The following is a 16,345-nucleotide window of genomic DNA, read 5'->3' as shown; positions in this document are numbered from 1 at the left end:
AATGCAGAGAGCATATACATTTTACAACAAGAGTAGGAGAGTAGAATGAAGGGAATATTAAGATATTTACGGGACTATAAAAAAGAATCGGTTCTGGCACCATTATTTAAAATGCTGGAAGCCTGTTTCGAACTGCTGATCCCGATCGTAATGGCACATATTATTGATACCGGTATTAAGAATCAGGACATGGGGTATGTTCTTCGGATGTGTCTCGTTATGATCGCACTTGGTATCATCGGCCTGAGCTGTTCACTGACAGCACAGTATTTTTCCGCAAAAGCAGCGACCGGATTCGGAACGGCACTTCGAAGTAATCTGTTCCGTCATATCACAAGTCTTTCTTATAATGAGATTGATACGATCGGAACATCGACACTGCTTACTCGAATGACCAGTGATATCAACCAGATCCAGACAGGTGTCAATCTGGTGCTCCGTTTGTTCTTACGTTCTCCGTTTATCGTATTCGGTGCGATGATCATGTCATTTACGATCGATGTCAAATCAGCCATGACCTTTGTGGTTACAATACCGGCATTGTCGATCGTTGTATTCGGAATTATGCTTGTCAGCATTCCATTGTTTAAGAAGGTACAGGCAAGACTGGATAAGGTCATGCTTCTGACCCGAGAGAATCTGGAAGGTGCCCGTGTGATCCGGGCATTTAACAGACAGCAGAAAGAGGTTGATGAATTCGATAAGTCAACCGATGATCTGATGGATATTCAGTTGTATGTCGGAAGAATCTCGGCATTCTTAAATCCTGTCACATATGTGATCATCAATCTTGCAACTGTTGCGATCATCTGGATCGCAGCCGGACAGACCGATATCGGTATCCTGTCACAGGGTAAGGTTGTTGCACTGATCAACTACATGTCGCAGATCTTAGTTGAGCTTGTAAAGCTTGCCAATCTGATCATTAACATCACAAAGTCGATCGCATGTGCAAAGAGAATCAATGTTGTGTTTGATACGAAGCCATCGATCACAGAGGTTGAAGAAGATTCTGCTTTATCAGAAGCACAGAAGGCAGCCGGCCAGGATGTTCCTAAGGTGGTATTTGACAACGTAGCCTTACGGTATGGTAAAGCATCGGAAGATTCACTGACCGGTATATCCTTTACGGCAAAAGCAGGAGAAACGATCGGTATTATCGGTGGTACAGGTTCCGGTAAGAGTTCTCTGGTCAACCTGATCCCGAGATTCTATGATGCCACCGGTGGTGCGGTTAAGATCGATGGTGTGGATGTAAAGGACTATGATCTCCGTTCCCTTCGAATGAAGGTAGGTGTAGTTCCGCAGAAGGCAGTTCTGTTCCAGGGCACGATCGCCGAGAATATCCGCTGGGGTAAAAATGACGCAACGGAAGAAGAGATCAATGAGGCACTTACGATCGCACAGGCAAAAGAATTCGTTGATCAGAAAACAGATGGCATGAACTTTAAGATTACACAGGGTGGCAAGAACTTATCCGGTGGGCAGAAGCAGCGTCTTACGATCGCAAGAGCAGTTGTAAGAAAGCCTGAGATCCTGATCATGGATGACAGTGCATCGGCACTTGACTTTGCAACAGACGCAGCTCTTCGGCGTGCGATCAAAGAGCAGACAAAGGGTATGACCGTATTTATCGTTTCCCAGCGTGCATCGACGATCATGGGAGCCGATCAGATCATCGTATTAGATGATGGACAGGTTGCAGGTATCGGAACCCACGAAGAATTGTTACAGTCCTGTGAGGTATATCAGGAGATATGTCAGTCACAGTTATCGGCAAATGAAGTATCCGGTAAAAAGACTTCTGCCGGAAATGCAATGGCATAGGAAGGAGGAAGCGACGATGAGTAAAAAAGAAAAAAGTACGTCTGTCAATAAGAAAACACTTGGCAGAATATTAAAGTATATCAAACGATACAGTTTCTTAGTTGTCCTTTCTCTGATCTGTGCAGCGATATCCGTTGTTCTGACCTTATATGCACCGATCATTACCGGACATATGGTAGATAAGATCGTCGGAAAAGGAGCCGTTGATTTCGGAGCATTAAAGACACTGGCAATCCGTTTTGTGATTGTAGTTGCGGTTACGGCAGTCTGCCAGTGGATCATGAATATATTGAATAATAAAGTTACCTATCATGTTGTAAATGATGTCCGTACATCTGCATATAAGAAGTTAGAACAGCTTCCGTTATCCTATGTGGATTCTCACACCCATGGTGATATCGTAAGCCGTGTGATCGCAGATGTAGACCAGTTTTCAGATGGTCTGCTGATGGGCTTTACACAGTTATTTACCGGGGTTATGACTATCGTTGGAACGCTTTGTTTCATGTTATCGATTAACGCTGTGATCACGGTTGCGGTTGTTGTGATCACTCCGGTTTCTCTGTTTGTTGCGGCATTTATCGCAAAGAAAACCTACCATATGTTCAGAAAGCAGGCAGAGATCAAGGGTGAGATGACATCACTTGTTAATGAGATGGTAGAAAACCAGAAGGTTGTAACAGCCTTTTCCATGGAAGAAAATGTAAATGGCAGCTTTAACGAAGTAAATAAGAGATTGAATAAGGCCGGACTGGATGCGACCTTCTTCTCATCCATTACCAATCCGTGTACCCGTTTTGTAAACAGCTTAGTATATACCGGCGTTGGCATCATCGGTGCGGTCATGGCGATCAAGGGAAGAATATCCGTTGGTCAGCTTACCAGCTTTTTAAGCTATGCAAACCAGTATACAAAGCCATTTAATGAGATCTCAGGCGTCGTAACGGAGCTTCAGAATGCACTTGCATCCGCAGCCAGAGTATTTGAGCTGATCGATGAAGAACCGGAGATCGCGGAGCCTGCGGATGTTTATGTGATCGAGAAAGCAGATGGACAGGTGGATCTGTCTCATGTGGATTTCTCTTATAATAAAGATGTAGAACTGATCAAGAATCTGAATCTGAAGGTTGAACCGGGTAAGCGTGTAGCGATCGTCGGACCGACCGGATGTGGTAAGAGTACCGTTATCAATCTTTTAATGCGGTTCTATGATGTAGATGCCGGAGCCATTTCTGTAGATGACCATGATATCCGTCAGGTAACGAGAGAGAGCCTTCGTGATAACTATGGTATGGTTCTTCAGGAGACCTGGTTAAAGACCGGAACGATCAAGGAGAATATCGCATACGGAAGACCGGATGCGACGGATGAGGAGATTATAGAAGCAGCAAAACAGTCCCACGCACACAGCTTTATCAAGCGTTTGCCGGAGGGGTATGATACCATGATATCAGAGGATGGCGGCGGACTGTCACAGGGACAGAAACAGCTCTTATGTATTACCAGAGTTATGCTTGATCTGCCACCGATGCTGATCCTTGATGAAGCAACATCATCGATCGATACAAGAACCGAGATCCGGATCCAGCGTGCATTTGCGAAGATGATGAAGGGAAGAACGAGCTTTGTCGTAGCGCATCGTTTGTCAACGATCAAAGAATCTGATATTATACTGGTTATGAAGGATGGACATATCATAGAGCAGGGTAATCATGAATCACTTTTAGCACAGAAAGGATTCTATTACACCCTTTACAATTCACAGTTTGCACATTAGTAGGAACTAAAAATTTGTATTTATATAAAGGAGACAGGAAGATGAAAGTTAGTGAAAGCGGATATACAAAAGACGAATTACTTGACATAGTAGACAAATACCTAGCCGAGCAGTCCAGAAGATGGAATTTTATCGAGGAAAAGGGAGACGGCATGTATGTGTACGATGAGGAAGGAAATGAATATCTTGACTTCTTTGGCGGCATCGCAGTAAACAGTACCGGTAACTGTAACAAGAAAGTTGCGGCAGCAATCGCAGACCAGTGCCAGAATGTGATCCATGCATCCAATTACGCATATACACTTCCTATGATCCTGCTCGCAAAGAAGATTTGTGAGACGATCGGTATGGAGAAGGTTCTGTTTCAGAATTCAGGAACAGAGACAAATGAAGCAATGATCAAGATGGCAAGAAAATACGGAACCGATCATTACGGACCGGAGCATTATCATATCGTTACAGCCATTAACAGCTTCCATGGCAGAACCTATGGAGCGTTATCAGCAACCGGACAGCCGGACAATGCATGTCAGATCGGTTTCAAGCCGATGCTTCCGGGCTTCACATATGCAGAGTTCAATAATCTTGAGGATTTCAAGAACAAATGTACCAAAGACACAGTTGCAATCATGGTAGAGCCTGTTCAGGGCGAGGGTGGTGTATATCCGGCAACGGAGGAATTCTTAAAAGGACTTCGTGCTTACTGTGACGAGACCGGCATCCTGTTGTTATTTGATGAGGTACAGACCGGATGGGGCAGATGCGGAGATACGATGGCATTTATGACCTATGGAGTGAAGCCTGATATGGTATCTATGGCAAAAGCGATCGGCGGCGGTATGCCGATCGGCGCACTTTGTACATCAGCAGAGCTTGCAAGTGCATTTACACCGGGGGCACACGGTTCTACTTATGCAGCCAATCCTGTATGCTGTGCAGCCGCACTTGCAGAGATCGATGAGATCTTAGACAATCATCTTGCAGAGAATGCAAAAGAGACAGGAGCTTATTTTGCAGAACAGCTTTATTCCCTTCCGTATGTGAAGGAAGTACGCGGACGCGGACTTCTGGTTGGCGTTGAATTCACCAAACCAATCGCAAACGAAGTAAAGCATCAAGCTGTTGAGAACAGACTGTTGATCACAGCGGTAAGACCAAATGTGATCCGTATGGCACCGCCACTGATCGTAACAAAGGAACAGTGCGATAAGGCTGTTCAGATCCTGATCAAATGTGTGTCAAAGGCAGCTGAAGAAGCAGATGCATAAGGAGGTAACAGAAGATGGGAAGAACCGCAGAAGAAATGGAAGATGTAACACTTCTCGGCAATAAGAATGTAAAATACAGCATGGACTATGCACCGGAGATGTTACAGACCTTTATCAATAAACATCAGGACAATGATTATTTTGTCAAGTTCAATTGTCCGGAATTTACCAGCTTATGTCCGATCACGGGACAGCCGGATTTTGCAACCGTATATATATCCTATGTTCCGGATGTGAAGATGGTAGAGAGCAAGTCTTTGAAATTATATCTGTTCAGTTTCAGAAATCACGGAGATTTCCATGAGGACTGCATGAACATTATCATGAAGGATCTGATCAAATTGATGGATCCGAAATATATTGAGGTCTGGGGCAAATTCACTCCGAGAGGCGGTATCTCGATCGATCCATATTGTAATTACGGAAGACCGGGAACAAAATGGGAAGAAGTTGCATGGAACAGAATGTCAAATCATGACCTGTATCCGGAAAAGATAGATAACAGATAGGCGGCATGTCAGATGAATTACAGGGAAACAGTTGATTATATCCTAAGCATTCCACTGTTCGCACAGAAGATTGGCACAGAGAATCTTGCCAGTCTTCTTGAACGTTTAGGGAATCCGCAGGATAAGAGCAGAGTGATCCATATAGCAGGAACAAACGGTAAGGGATCGACGGCAAAGGCGCTTGCTACGATACTGATGCATGCAGGCTTTCATGTAGGATTGTTTACATCACCGCATCTTGTCTCGATCAATGAGCGCATACGGTACGATGATGAAATGATCTCAGACGAAGATTTTACATGGGCATTTGAACAGGTGCGGAAGAAGTTCACCGTTCATCCGTCTTTTTTTGAAGTGATGTTTGCGATGGCGGCTGTTTATTATGAGAAGAAGCAGCCGGATTATGTGATTTATGAGACCGGAATGGGTGGCAGGCTGGATGCAACTAATGTCGTAAGACCGGAGCTTTGCATCATCACATCGGTAGGACTTGATCATATGGAATATCTTGGAGATACGATCGCTAAGATCGCAGGAGAGAAAGCAGGGATCATCAAACCGTCAGTTCCGGTCGTATATTTCAAGCGGGATGCGGTTTCGTCTGGAATCATAGAGACTCATGCAAAAGAATTGGATTCTGCCGTAACAGCGGTCGAAAAATCAAACTATATAATAAATGAAATAGATGATAAAACCATTGATTTTTCATTTCATAATCGGTATTATTATTATGACCATTTGAGGATACCGAAAACGTCTCTTTATCAGGTCGAAAATACCTGCCTTGCAGTTGCTTCTTTTGATATCCTGATGCAGACCAGGGATATAGAATATGGGAAAAATGCAGGTGCTGATGTCAGGATAGAGCAGGCAGTCAGAAGCGGATTACTTGATTTTTCATGGGAAGGCAGGATGGAGGAGATCGCACCGGATCTGTTTGTAGATGGTGCACATAATCCGGAAGCAGTCGAATGTTATTGCAGAACACTTCGGACGCTTTATACGAAGAAAAAGAAGATCCTGGTCTTTGCAGCAGTAAAGGACAAGGACTATGATACGATGATACGGGATCTGACAGAAGCACTTTCGTTTGAGAAGATCATAGTTACAAGTGTAGATAATAAACGGAAGGCGCCGGTCTCTCTGATCGCAGACAGGTTCCGGAATTACACAGGACATACGGTGGAGGCATATGAGGATATTGCAGAAGCAATGGATGCCGCCATCCGCTATAAAGAACAGATCACAGATTCAGCAGTCTATTGTGTGGGTTCTCTTTATCTGGTGGGAGAAGTCAAACTCTGGCTTCAGAAGATAAAAGAGAAATCTGCGAATATGGAGGAATAGTATGATAAACTTTGATGAAGAAGTAAAAAAATTCAGACCGACTCTGGAAGTAGACCAGGCAGAAGATGCCATTTATCATAATGATCTGAAGGATATCTCAGATATTATGCAGGAGATGCTTCGTGTAGCAAAGGAAACGGAGAAATAATATGGCAGACGTACTGAATTGTAAGCATTGTGGCGGTAAGATCCTTGTTACCGGATATTGCAGCCAATGTGGGTTAAAGAGTGAATTTGTAAATAAGGCACTGAACACATCCAAATATTATTATAATATTGGTCTGGATAAAGCCAGAGTCCGTGATATGAGTGGTGCAGAAGAGGCATTAAAGACAGCCCTTAAATATGACAAGTTGAATATTGATGCCAGAAATCTGCTGGGGCTTGTATATTATGAAACCGGTGAAGTTGTTCTGGCATTAAGCCACTGGGTCATCAGTGTGAATTATTTCAGCGGACGAAATGTTGCAAAACGTTATATCAAAGAGGTGAAGGGCAACCCACACAAGCTTGAAACAACGAACAATGCAGCAAGAAAATACAATCAGGCAGTAAACTATGCCAGACAGGGCAGTAAGGATCTTGCATTTATCCAGCTTCGAAAAGTCTTATCGGATAATCCGAAGTTTGTAAATGGTTATCTGCTGATGGCACTTCTACTGATCGATGATAACAAATATGATAAGGCAAGAAAAGCATTAAAACGTGTCATCAAGATCGACAGAACCAATCCTCTGGCTGTCCGCTATTTCAATGAGATGGGGCATACGGATGAGGAGATCATGAGCTTTCGTGATTATCCGGATGATGATTATGATGCGGATCTGCTGTTTGTGGAAGACCAGCCACGGGCATATGTGGAATCCGATAATGTTGACCGGAATGGAAGACCGACTCCGGTTGGCAGATATAAGGATATTAATTTCTACAAATATTCGCTTGCCTATGTTCTGGCAGGACTGGTATTGGGACTGGCTGTCATGTGGTTCCTTGTTATGCCACAGCATAATAAGAATGCAGATGATGAGAGCAGAAATGTTAAGATTGCCTACAGCGAAGAGATTGCCAATAAGAATACCAAGCTTTCCTCTCTGCAGGATGAGGTTGATTCCCTGACAACAAAGAATAAAGATCTTACGAAGCAGGTCGCAGATTATGAGGAAAAAAGCAAGGCAGATATATCAGATACGGATAAGGTTACGATGCAGCTTGCCATGAAGTATTATAATGATACCCAATATGATAAGGCAATGACAGAGATCGACAAGGTGCTGGAGACCAGCCCGGATTATGATGTTGCTCTGTATTATAAAGCTCTATGCTATCTGGGTACGGAGGATGAGGATAAGGCCAAAGAAGCCTTTGATACATTTATCCAGAAATGTCCAAATTCTATTTATTATACAGTTGCAGTAGCATTGTCTGGTGCAGACACAACGAGTGGAAAAACAGATGATGGAGGCAGCACGACAGAAGGCAGTTCGGAAGGAACAACGGAATCCGGTATGGATCCGACAAATGAATAAAAAGAAATCAGGATCATACAAAAGACAAATAAGCAATATTGCTTATTTGTCTTTTTTTGTAAAAAAGAGGTGGCGTATGAATAATTATGAGAAAATAGGGGATACTGTGTTAATAGAGCTTCCGGAAGAAGTTGATGATTACCGGGCATCGATACTGGTGAACGAAACGGAAGAGATATTTCAGGATGGAAAGATCCGGTACGTGATATTCGATTTCCGGCATACAAGCGTGATGGACAGCTCCGGGATCGGTCTGATCACGAGAAGATTCCGGAATGTATATGACAGAGGCGGAAAGGTGTTTGTGATCCATGCAAATGACAGAATGCAGCGTATTCTTAAAATGTCGGGAATATTTAAGATCGCAGAGCAGACAGAGGATTTTGAGACTGCGTACAAGCAAGTACATATGTCATAAAATGAAAAGGAGAAGAAAAGAATGAACAGAAATGAAATGAAAATAGAGTTTGGAAGTGATCCAAGAAATGAGAGCTTTGCAAGGGTTGTCGTAGCATCCTTTATGACCCGTACGAATCCGACGCTGGAGGAGGTCGCTGATGTTAAGACAGCCGTGTCGGAAGCAGTTACGAATTCGATCATTCATGGTTATGGGCAAAAAGAGGGAACAATCGAGATACGGGCATACATAGAAGAGCGGAAGCTGTACATAGAGATCACCGATTATGGCTGTGGTATCGAGGATGTGGAAAAGGCAATGGAGCCAATGTTTACAACCGGAAAGGATGGACGGTCGGGAATGGGATTTTCCTTTATGGAAGCCTTTATGGATGAGCTTACGGTAGAGTCGGAGCCGGGAAAAGGAACGACAGTAAAGATGGCAAAAAAAATAGGGGCTGGGTGTGCAGTATAAATGGAAAATAATCTGGATCTTCTTTTACAGGCGAAGAAGGGTGATGACAGTGCAAAAGAAAAACTGGTAGAACAGAACCTTGGACTTGTATGGAGCGTAGCCAGAAGATTTACAGGACGTGGATATGATATCGAGGATCTGTTTCAGATCGGCTGCATCGGATTGATCAAAAGTATTGATAAATTTGATTTTGACTATGATGTGAAGTTTTCGACCTATGCAGTTCCGCTGATCCAGGGGGAAATCCGCCGCTTTTTGCGGGATTACGGCGCAATCAAGGTCAGCCGTAGTCTGAAGGAGATGAATAGTAAGGTAGAGCAATACCGGCAGCGGGTGATCAAGGAAAAGGGCTATGAGCCTGAGATTGAAGAGATCGCTGCTGCCCTTTCTTATGATGCAGGGGAGATCGTAATGGCAATGGAGGCTTCGTTGGAGCCGGAGTCTCTGGATGCTCCGGGTGTATATTCAAAAACGGAGGAATATAGCCAGGAGATTGTTGATCATTTGTCGTTGATGCAGATGTTGGAACGGTTGGAGCCGGAGGAACAGCGTTTGATCCAGCTTCGGTATTTTGAAGACAAAACGCAGTCGGAGACCGGAAAACTGCTTGGTATCAGCCAGGTTCAGGTGAGCCGGCAGGAAAAACGGATCCTTGAGAAATTAAAAGAAAGTGTATAAAAAGAACAGATGCGGATACCCTAATCCTGTAAGAATATGGGAAAGCAGGTTTCGTAATATGGCAGAAATGGTATATTTGCAGTTGGCAGAAAGTGTTCTGGCGGAAAAACGAAAGGTATTGATCCGGGATGTATCGAAGGTCGTATCCGACAATCTGGATCTGAAAAATAAAATCGAAAAAATTGAACTGATGAATTTTTCTACCAGTTCAAAGGAACAGCAGGTCATATCCATATTGGATATCATAGAGGAGATCAGAAAAAACTGCGATGGGGAGCTGTGTATCCAGAATCTTGGACAGCCTGATGTCGTTGTATATTATAAGGCATTCGATCCGTCGGACCGGATAAAGCAGAAGTTCAAATTTATATTTCTATGCCTGATCGCATTCTTTGGTGCTGGATTTTCAATTATATCCTATAACTCGGATGTGAATCTGGTAGGACAGCTTGATCTGCTTCAGAATGTATTTACCGGAGGCAGTGAATCAGGAGCCATGATTGGCGGTGTTGCCTATTCACTGGGCTTGTTCATTGGAATCATTGTATTCTTTAATCATGGAGCCAATAAGAAATTTACCGATGATCCGACCCCGCTTCAGGTGCAGATGCGGCAGTATGAACAGGAGATCAATCAGACAGTGATCACGGATTCTGTAAGAAAGAAGGATGTGCGGGATGCTGATTAGACATATCTGTTATGCACTGGTTGCATTTATCGGAGGGGCAGCTATATCCAGTGGTTATTTTGCATTTATATCCCTGATCGGAGTATTCCCCAAGCTGGCGGAAAAGGTGAAAGGCAACCGGCACTATATGCTGGTGGAATGTCTGCTGGCATATGGTGCTGTGGCAGGAAATATCGTATATATATTTAATATCCGGATCCCGCTTGCAATTCCTGGGCTGGCTTTTGTAACCCTGCTTGGCGGTATCTTTACAGGCTGTCTGGTTGGTGCGCTCGCAGAGGTGCTGAATGTATTTCCGATCATATCCAGACGGTTTTCAATCCGGCGTTATATTCCTTACATCATATACATGGTTGCAGCAGGGAAACTCGTGGGTTCTGTTCTTGGTCTGATATCAACCGGACTGGTCTAGGAATGCGATTTATATGCATAGTTTTCATGCAAATGGAAAATACTGAAGAATAGAACCCGGTAAGACAGGAGGAAAGTATATGCAGTTTGAACCAAAAGAAAAGGAATACAATCAGTATGTTGAAACGATTACTCCGGTATCCAATTCGGCAAGAAACTGCCTGTGGGCGTTTCTCATCGGAGGACTGATCTGCACGATCGGACAGGTGTTATTTAATTTGTTTGAATATGCGGGACTGGATAAGGATGACAGTTCGTCTTATGTATCGATCGTTCTTGTACTCATCAGTGTGGTACTCACAGGTCTGAATGTCTATAAGAAGATCGCAAAATATGGTGGAGCCGGAACTCTGGTACCGATCACGGGCTTTGCTAATGGTGTCTGTGCTCCGATCATAGAGTTTCAGACCGAAGGTGAGGTCTTCGGTAAAGGTGTAAAATGTTTTACGATTGCAGGCCCGGTCATCATGTACGGTATCTTTACATCATGGGTGCTGGGACTGATATACTGGATCTGTAAGCTGGCAGGCTGGGTATGATTCCCGGCCTGTTTTTTCAAAAATGTTACATATGTTTTAAGGTAAAATGATGGTTTTGTGAAATATTAGATTTAAGGGGAATCTGTATTGACAGATAAAAATACCTATGATAACTTTAACAAATGGTTAAGTTAATAATAGTAGGTATCTGTATCCTTTAGCAGGATGCGTATACTCGCATGTGTAGTAAATGGAGATACATCATGAAAAAAGCAAAAAGAAGTGTTACTACAACAGTATGTGTTATTGTTGCATTGTGTGCGTGTTATCTGATATTTTGCGGAATTATTGGTAAGAAAAAGTTTTTTCCAAATACCAGTATAAATGGAATTGATGTCAGTAACATGACGGTGAAGGAAGCTGCAGCGGCTGTAGAAGATCAGTTTGCAACGGAGTACAATAATGCCGGGATCGACGTAACGTTGGAAGGTAAAACATATTGCATTGCGATCGAAGAAGCTCTGGATCTGGATGTGATCGATGCGGTACAACAGGCAAACGATGAAAGCCATGGATTTTTAACAAGAGGTTTTAATTTTATTAAGGCATTATTTGGTGAGGCAGAATATACTGCACGGCCATCGCTGAAGGATAAGAAGCCGTTGTATACTGCGATCGAACAGTCCGGGCTGACGAAGCTGGAAGGGGTAGAAGATTCCTCTTACACCGTGAAGGATGACAAGGTTATTGTTACAAAGGGCCGCGGAGGTTATACGGTAGATTCGGATAAGCTGGCAGATGAGATTGCTTCCTGCATCAGCAAGGGAGAATATGATGCGCAGCTTGAATGTCCACTTACATACAGTGATGTCGATCTGGATCTGGTATATGATCAGATTTATGTAGCACCGGCGGATGCAACACTGGATCCGGAAAATGATTACAGCGTAACAGATTCTGTGGTAGGAATCAGCTTTGATAAAGATGCTGCCAGGAAGAAGCTGGATGCGGCAGCCGATGGAGAAGAAGTCAGCTTTGATCTGGTTTATACAGAACCGGAGCTGTCGAAGGAGACATTACAGGCCTATCTCTTCCGTGATATGCTGGGATCCTTCAGTACCAATGTAGGTGGAACGGATGCAAGAAAAGGAAATGTTGCAAAGGCGGCAGAGAATTGTAACGGCACGATACTGATGCCGGGTGAAGAGTTTTCATTCAATAATGTGGTAGGACAGAGAACCATTGAGAATGGGTTTCAGGCAGCTCCATCTTATGTCAATGGGGAATCAGTAGATGAAGTCGGCGGAGGTATCTGTCAGGTATCATCCACTCTTTATGATGCCTGTCTGTATGCGAATCTGGAAATTGCAGAACGTCATTGCCATCCGCATCCATCCACTTATGTAGATGCAGGCTTTGATGCAACAGTATCCTGGGGCGGACCGGATTACCGTTTTATAAATAATACGGATTATCCGCTCAAGGTGACCGCCTCCTATAGTGGTGGTGTTGTGTCATGTGCGATTTATGGAACGAAGCTAAAGGACTTCAGAGTGTCACTGTCCAGTGAACTGGTAGCAACTTATGATTATGATACGGAATATGAGGACGACGATACACTGGAGAAAGGTGAAGAGGAAGTTTCCGTTACAGGTATCACAGGAACTAAATATCAGACCTACCGGACGGTATATGACGGAAATGGAGAGGTAATCTCATCTGAACCGGAATCTGTCAGTGTGTATGATAAACGGGATAAAGTAGTTCTTCGTGGAACCAAAGAGAAGGAAGATACCTCAGAGGAGAATTCGACTGAGGAGAAGAAGACGGAGGAAAAAACAACCGAGGAAAAGACAACTGAGGATACGACAGAAAAGAAGGACGACAAGAAAGACGATTCCAAGAAGGATGATAAGAAATCGGATAAAAAGTCAGACAATAAGAAAAAGAATGATACAAAGACAGATGATTAAATAAAGAAACAAAGAAAAGCTCATATGGAAGCCGGTTCGTAAGGATCAGGCAGCCATATGAGCTTTCTTTTGTGTTATTGATAGTATATTATTCCGCTTCACTGTGTTCGTTTGTTTTGACCTCCTGATTGGTATACAGGTTTACATAGTGAGGACGAAGCTTGGAATATATGATTTTCTGTTCACTGTATAAGCTGTAATAACCGGATAACATATAGCTGACACTGCAACCGATCGCGAACAGCAGGATACCGCTTGCACCGAATAATTCGATGCTTAAGACCAGAGATGCCAGTGGACAGTTTACAACGCCGCAGAAGAGACATACAAGCCCCATAGCAGCTCCGAATCCTGGATCCAGTCCAATCCAGCCTCCAAGGGTACATCCGAAGGTTGCACCGATGAAGAACGATGGAACGATCTCTCCGCCACGGAATCCGCAGCCGATCGTGATGCAGGTAAACAGGAGCTTCAGAATGAAGGCTTCCGGTTTTGCTGTTCCATGGATCGCCTGTTCAATAATGTTCATACCGGCACCATTGTAATCATTGCAGCGGACGGCAAGCGTCAGGAGAACCAGTAGCACACCGCCAACCAATATACGAAGATACTGGTTTTTCAGATATTTCTTAAATGTTTTTCCGATGACCTGCATGGACATACAGAAAAGGATGCTGAGTACGGCAGCAGCGACCGAGAGAATGATCACCCGGATCCCGGTTGCCAGTGACATTTCAGGAACCTGATTCAGAATGAAATAGGTAGGGGTGATGTGAAATTTTTCTGTGATCGCATAGGAAATGGTTGCTGACAGGATACATGGTACCAGTGCACTATAATACAGAATTCCGATGCTGATAACCTCTACACTGAAAAGTGCGGCCGTAACAGGAGTTCCAAACAGGGCAGCGAATACGGCACTCATACCACACAAGGTCATAATATGTTTATCGCTGTCATCCATTTTGATCAATTTGCCAATCGATGCACCCAGACTTCCGCCAATCTGCAGGGCAGCACCTTCCCGGCCGGCAGATCCGCCAAATAAATGCGTGATAACGGTTGTTATAAAGATCAGAGGTGCCATACGGAAAGGCACATTATATTCCGGATTCCGAATCGAACCGATAACAAGGTTGGTACCCTTGTCATGCTTGATGCCGCCTGCACGGTACAGAAATACGATCAACAGACCGGCTGCCGGGAGCAGGAAGATGATCCATCTGTGCCCGGAACGGAACTGTGTGACATATTCAACGCTGTAATGAAAGGCTGTTCCGACAGCCCCGCAGGTGATTCCGATAATGGCAGAACAGATCAGCCATTTAATAAATGTTTTTGCATATCGTTTTGTTCGATCGATACAATTTAACCAGTATTCTTTTGTAAATATCATAATTCATACCTATCCAGATTGTTTTTATTCTTTCATAGATTACCCCGAATCAGCGGATTTGTCCAGAACATATTAAATATGAATAAAATAAAGAAAAGAAGCAAATGACTATCAACAGAAGAACATATGGAAATAAGGAGGCAGAAAATGAATAAAATGGTTGGAAAACAAAGTGTCAGTTTTTCAGATCCTCCATGTATTCTGGGATCGGCTTCTATCTGTGGGCCAAAGGAAGCTGAAGGACCTCTGGCGGATTACTTTGATATCCGTTCCGAAGATCCTACATTTGGAAAGGATTCCTGGGAAGAGGGCGAAAGTGAGATGATCCGGCAGGCGGTCGAGCTTGCAATCAAAAAGGCGGATAAAAAGAAAGAGGAGATCCGGTATATATTTGCGGGGGATCTGCTGGGACAGTTGATCGCAACCACATTTGGTATTAAGGATCTTGATATACCGGTATTTGGGTTGTATGGAGCCTGCTCCACCTGTGGAGAGGGATTGTCGCTGGCATCCATGACAGTTGCTGCCGGTTATGCGGACTGTGTAGTGGCAGCAACGTCCAGTCATTTTGGAAGTGCAGAGAAGCAGTTCCGGTTTCCACTGGAATATGGAAATCAGAGACCGCTATCTGCGACCTGGACGGTAACCGGAAGTGGAGCGTTTGTTGTTGGTAAGGCAGAGCCGGAAGAAGGAGCAATTCAGATTACCGGGATTACAACGGGACGGATCGTGGATTATGGGGTAAAGGACTCCTTTAATATGGGAGCCTGTATGGCACCGGCAGCGGCAGATGTGATCTATCAGAACCTGAAGGACTTTGATCGGAAGCCAACGTATTATGACCGTATCATTACCGGGGATCTGGGGAAGATCGGGCAGAAGATACTGTTTGATCTTTTAAAGGACAATGGAATAGATATCAGCAACCAGCATATGGATTGTGGTATCGAGATCTTTGATAATGAAGAACAGGATACACATTCCGGTGGCTCCGGCTGCGGATGCTCGGCTATTACGCTGGCTGGCTATGTATTAAAGCAGTTACGGGACGGAACCTGGAAGAGGGTATTGTTTGTACCGACCGGAGCACTTCTTTCCACAGTAAGCTATAATGAAGGACAGAATATACCGGGCGTGGCACATGCAGTTATAATAGAACGGAGGTAAAGTTATTTATGGATTATATAAAGGCATTTGTGATCGGAGGTGCTGTCTGTGTGCTTGTTCAGATACTGATGGACAAGACGAAGCTGCTTCCGGGACGGATCATGGTGATCCTGGTATGTACCGGTGCTGCTCTTGGAGCAATCGGGATATATGAACCATTTCTTGAATTTGCCGGCTGCGGAGCCTCGGTTCCTCTTTCCGGATTTGGTTATAATCTCTGGAAGGGAATAAAAGAGGCAGTTGATCAGGATGGATTTATCGGGCTGTTCCGGGGAGGCTTCAAGATGGCGGCAGTAGGAACATCGGCAGCATTGATCTTTTCTTATCTGGCATCCCTGATCTTTAAGCCAAAGATGGTAAAATAGTATAAAGTATATTTTTTTATATAGATCCCAGGGAATAGGAAAGGAGCCATGAGAATGATCTCT

The 16,345-nt window shown here is 43.9% G+C and carries 17 protein-coding genes; 16 read left to right on the top strand and 1 reads right to left on the bottom strand.

Features of this window, described 5'->3' with window-relative positions; genetic code table 11:
- Window positions 1-45: 45 nt before the first annotated feature.
- The 14 genes from DXB77_RS11270 to DXB77_RS11210 all read left to right on the top strand — a co-directional run bounded on the left by DXB77_RS11270 (window position 46) and on the right by DXB77_RS11210 (window position 13,354).
- Window positions 46-1,827, top strand: a complete 1,782-nt coding sequence (locus DXB77_RS11270) for an ABC transporter ATP-binding protein (protein ID WP_118663242.1) — start codon at window positions 46-48, stop codon at window positions 1,825-1,827.
- 16 nt (window positions 1,828-1,843) lie between these two features.
- Window positions 1,844-3,604 carry an ABC transporter ATP-binding protein gene (locus tag DXB77_RS11265; RefSeq protein ID WP_118663241.1) on the top strand — a complete coding sequence of 587 codons (1,761 nt, stop codon included), beginning with the start codon at window positions 1,844-1,846 and terminating at the stop codon, window positions 3,602-3,604.
- 41 nt (window positions 3,605-3,645) lie between these two features.
- A complete protein-coding gene (locus DXB77_RS11260) occupies window positions 3,646-4,872 on the top strand; it encodes an acetylornithine/succinylornithine family transaminase (RefSeq protein ID WP_118663240.1) in 1,227 nt (408 codons plus the stop codon).
- Window positions 4,873-4,886: 14 nt separating this feature from the next.
- Entirely contained in the window at window positions 4,887-5,381 is a 495-nt protein-coding gene (gene queF, locus DXB77_RS11255) for a preQ(1) synthase (protein WP_008402990.1), read from the top strand.
- Between the two features lie 12 nt (window positions 5,382-5,393).
- The gene (locus tag DXB77_RS11250) at window positions 5,394-6,728 is read left to right on the top strand and encodes a folylpolyglutamate synthase/dihydrofolate synthase family protein (protein WP_118663239.1); all 1,335 of its coding nucleotides are present in this window, start codon (window positions 5,394-5,396) and stop codon (window positions 6,726-6,728) included.
- A 1-nt stretch (window position 6,729) separates the two neighbouring features.
- Entirely contained in the window at window positions 6,730-6,876 is a 147-nt protein-coding gene (locus DXB77_RS13050) for a hypothetical protein (RefSeq protein ID WP_021944479.1), read from the top strand.
- A 1-nt stretch (window position 6,877) separates the two neighbouring features.
- Window positions 6,878-8,254 (top strand): tetratricopeptide repeat protein, encoded by a 1,377-nt coding sequence (locus DXB77_RS11245; protein ID WP_118663238.1) that lies wholly within the window; start codon window positions 6,878-6,880, stop codon window positions 8,252-8,254.
- Window positions 8,255-8,330: 76 nt separating this feature from the next.
- Complete coding sequence (locus DXB77_RS11240; protein WP_118663237.1) at window positions 8,331-8,672, top strand: STAS domain-containing protein; 342 nt, start codon at window positions 8,331-8,333, stop codon at window positions 8,670-8,672.
- Between the two features lie 21 nt (window positions 8,673-8,693).
- Window positions 8,694-9,125: an anti-sigma F factor gene (spoIIAB, locus tag DXB77_RS11235; RefSeq protein ID WP_021944476.1), complete on the top strand. Its 432-nt coding sequence runs from the start codon at window positions 8,694-8,696 to the stop codon at window positions 9,123-9,125.
- Window positions 9,126-9,803, top strand: a complete 678-nt coding sequence (locus DXB77_RS11230) for a sigma-70 family RNA polymerase sigma factor (protein WP_021944475.1) — start codon at window positions 9,126-9,128, stop codon at window positions 9,801-9,803.
- A 58-nt stretch (window positions 9,804-9,861) separates the two neighbouring features.
- The gene (locus DXB77_RS11225; RefSeq protein WP_021944474.1) at window positions 9,862-10,491 is read left to right on the top strand and encodes a stage V sporulation protein AA; all 630 of its coding nucleotides are present in this window, start codon (window positions 9,862-9,864) and stop codon (window positions 10,489-10,491) included.
- Window positions 10,481-10,903, top strand: a complete 423-nt coding sequence (locus DXB77_RS11220) for a stage V sporulation protein AB (protein WP_117785469.1) — start codon at window positions 10,481-10,483, stop codon at window positions 10,901-10,903. The genes DXB77_RS11225 and DXB77_RS11220 overlap by 11 nt, the downstream gene beginning before the upstream one ends.
- Window positions 10,904-10,982: 79 nt before the next feature.
- Window positions 10,983-11,441: a stage V sporulation protein AC gene (spoVAC, locus tag DXB77_RS11215; protein WP_021944472.1), complete on the top strand. Its 459-nt coding sequence runs from the start codon at window positions 10,983-10,985 to the stop codon at window positions 11,439-11,441.
- 203 nt (window positions 11,442-11,644) lie between these two features.
- Window positions 11,645-13,354: a VanW family protein gene (locus tag DXB77_RS11210; protein WP_182439481.1), complete on the top strand. Its 1,710-nt coding sequence runs from the start codon at window positions 11,645-11,647 to the stop codon at window positions 13,352-13,354.
- A gap of 88 nt (window positions 13,355-13,442) precedes the next feature.
- On the opposite strand, the gene DXB77_RS11205 is transcribed toward DXB77_RS11210, so the two are convergent.
- Window positions 13,443-14,750, bottom strand: coding sequence for a chloride channel protein (locus tag DXB77_RS11205; RefSeq protein WP_118663235.1), 1,308 nt, complete (start codon window positions 14,748-14,750; stop codon window positions 13,443-13,445).
- A gap of 147 nt (window positions 14,751-14,897) precedes the next feature.
- On the opposite strand from DXB77_RS11205, the gene spoVAD reads away from it, so the two are divergent.
- On the top strand, window positions 14,898-15,917 hold the full coding sequence (gene spoVAD / locus DXB77_RS11200; RefSeq protein WP_182427464.1) for a stage V sporulation protein AD: 1,020 nt from the start codon (window positions 14,898-14,900) through the stop codon (window positions 15,915-15,917).
- A gap of 8 nt (window positions 15,918-15,925) precedes the next feature.
- Window positions 15,926-16,282: a stage V sporulation protein AE gene (gene spoVAE / locus DXB77_RS11195; protein ID WP_118663234.1), complete on the top strand. Its 357-nt coding sequence runs from the start codon at window positions 15,926-15,928 to the stop codon at window positions 16,280-16,282.
- The last annotated feature ends 63 nt before the right edge of the window (window positions 16,283-16,345 follow it).

It is taken from the genome of Clostridium sp. OM05-9 (assembly GCF_003481465.1).
GTDB classification, from domain to species: domain Bacteria; phylum Bacillota; class Clostridia; order Lachnospirales; family Lachnospiraceae; genus Coprococcus; species Coprococcus ammoniilyticus.
This window is presented reverse-complemented; position numbering and strand designations above follow the sequence as displayed.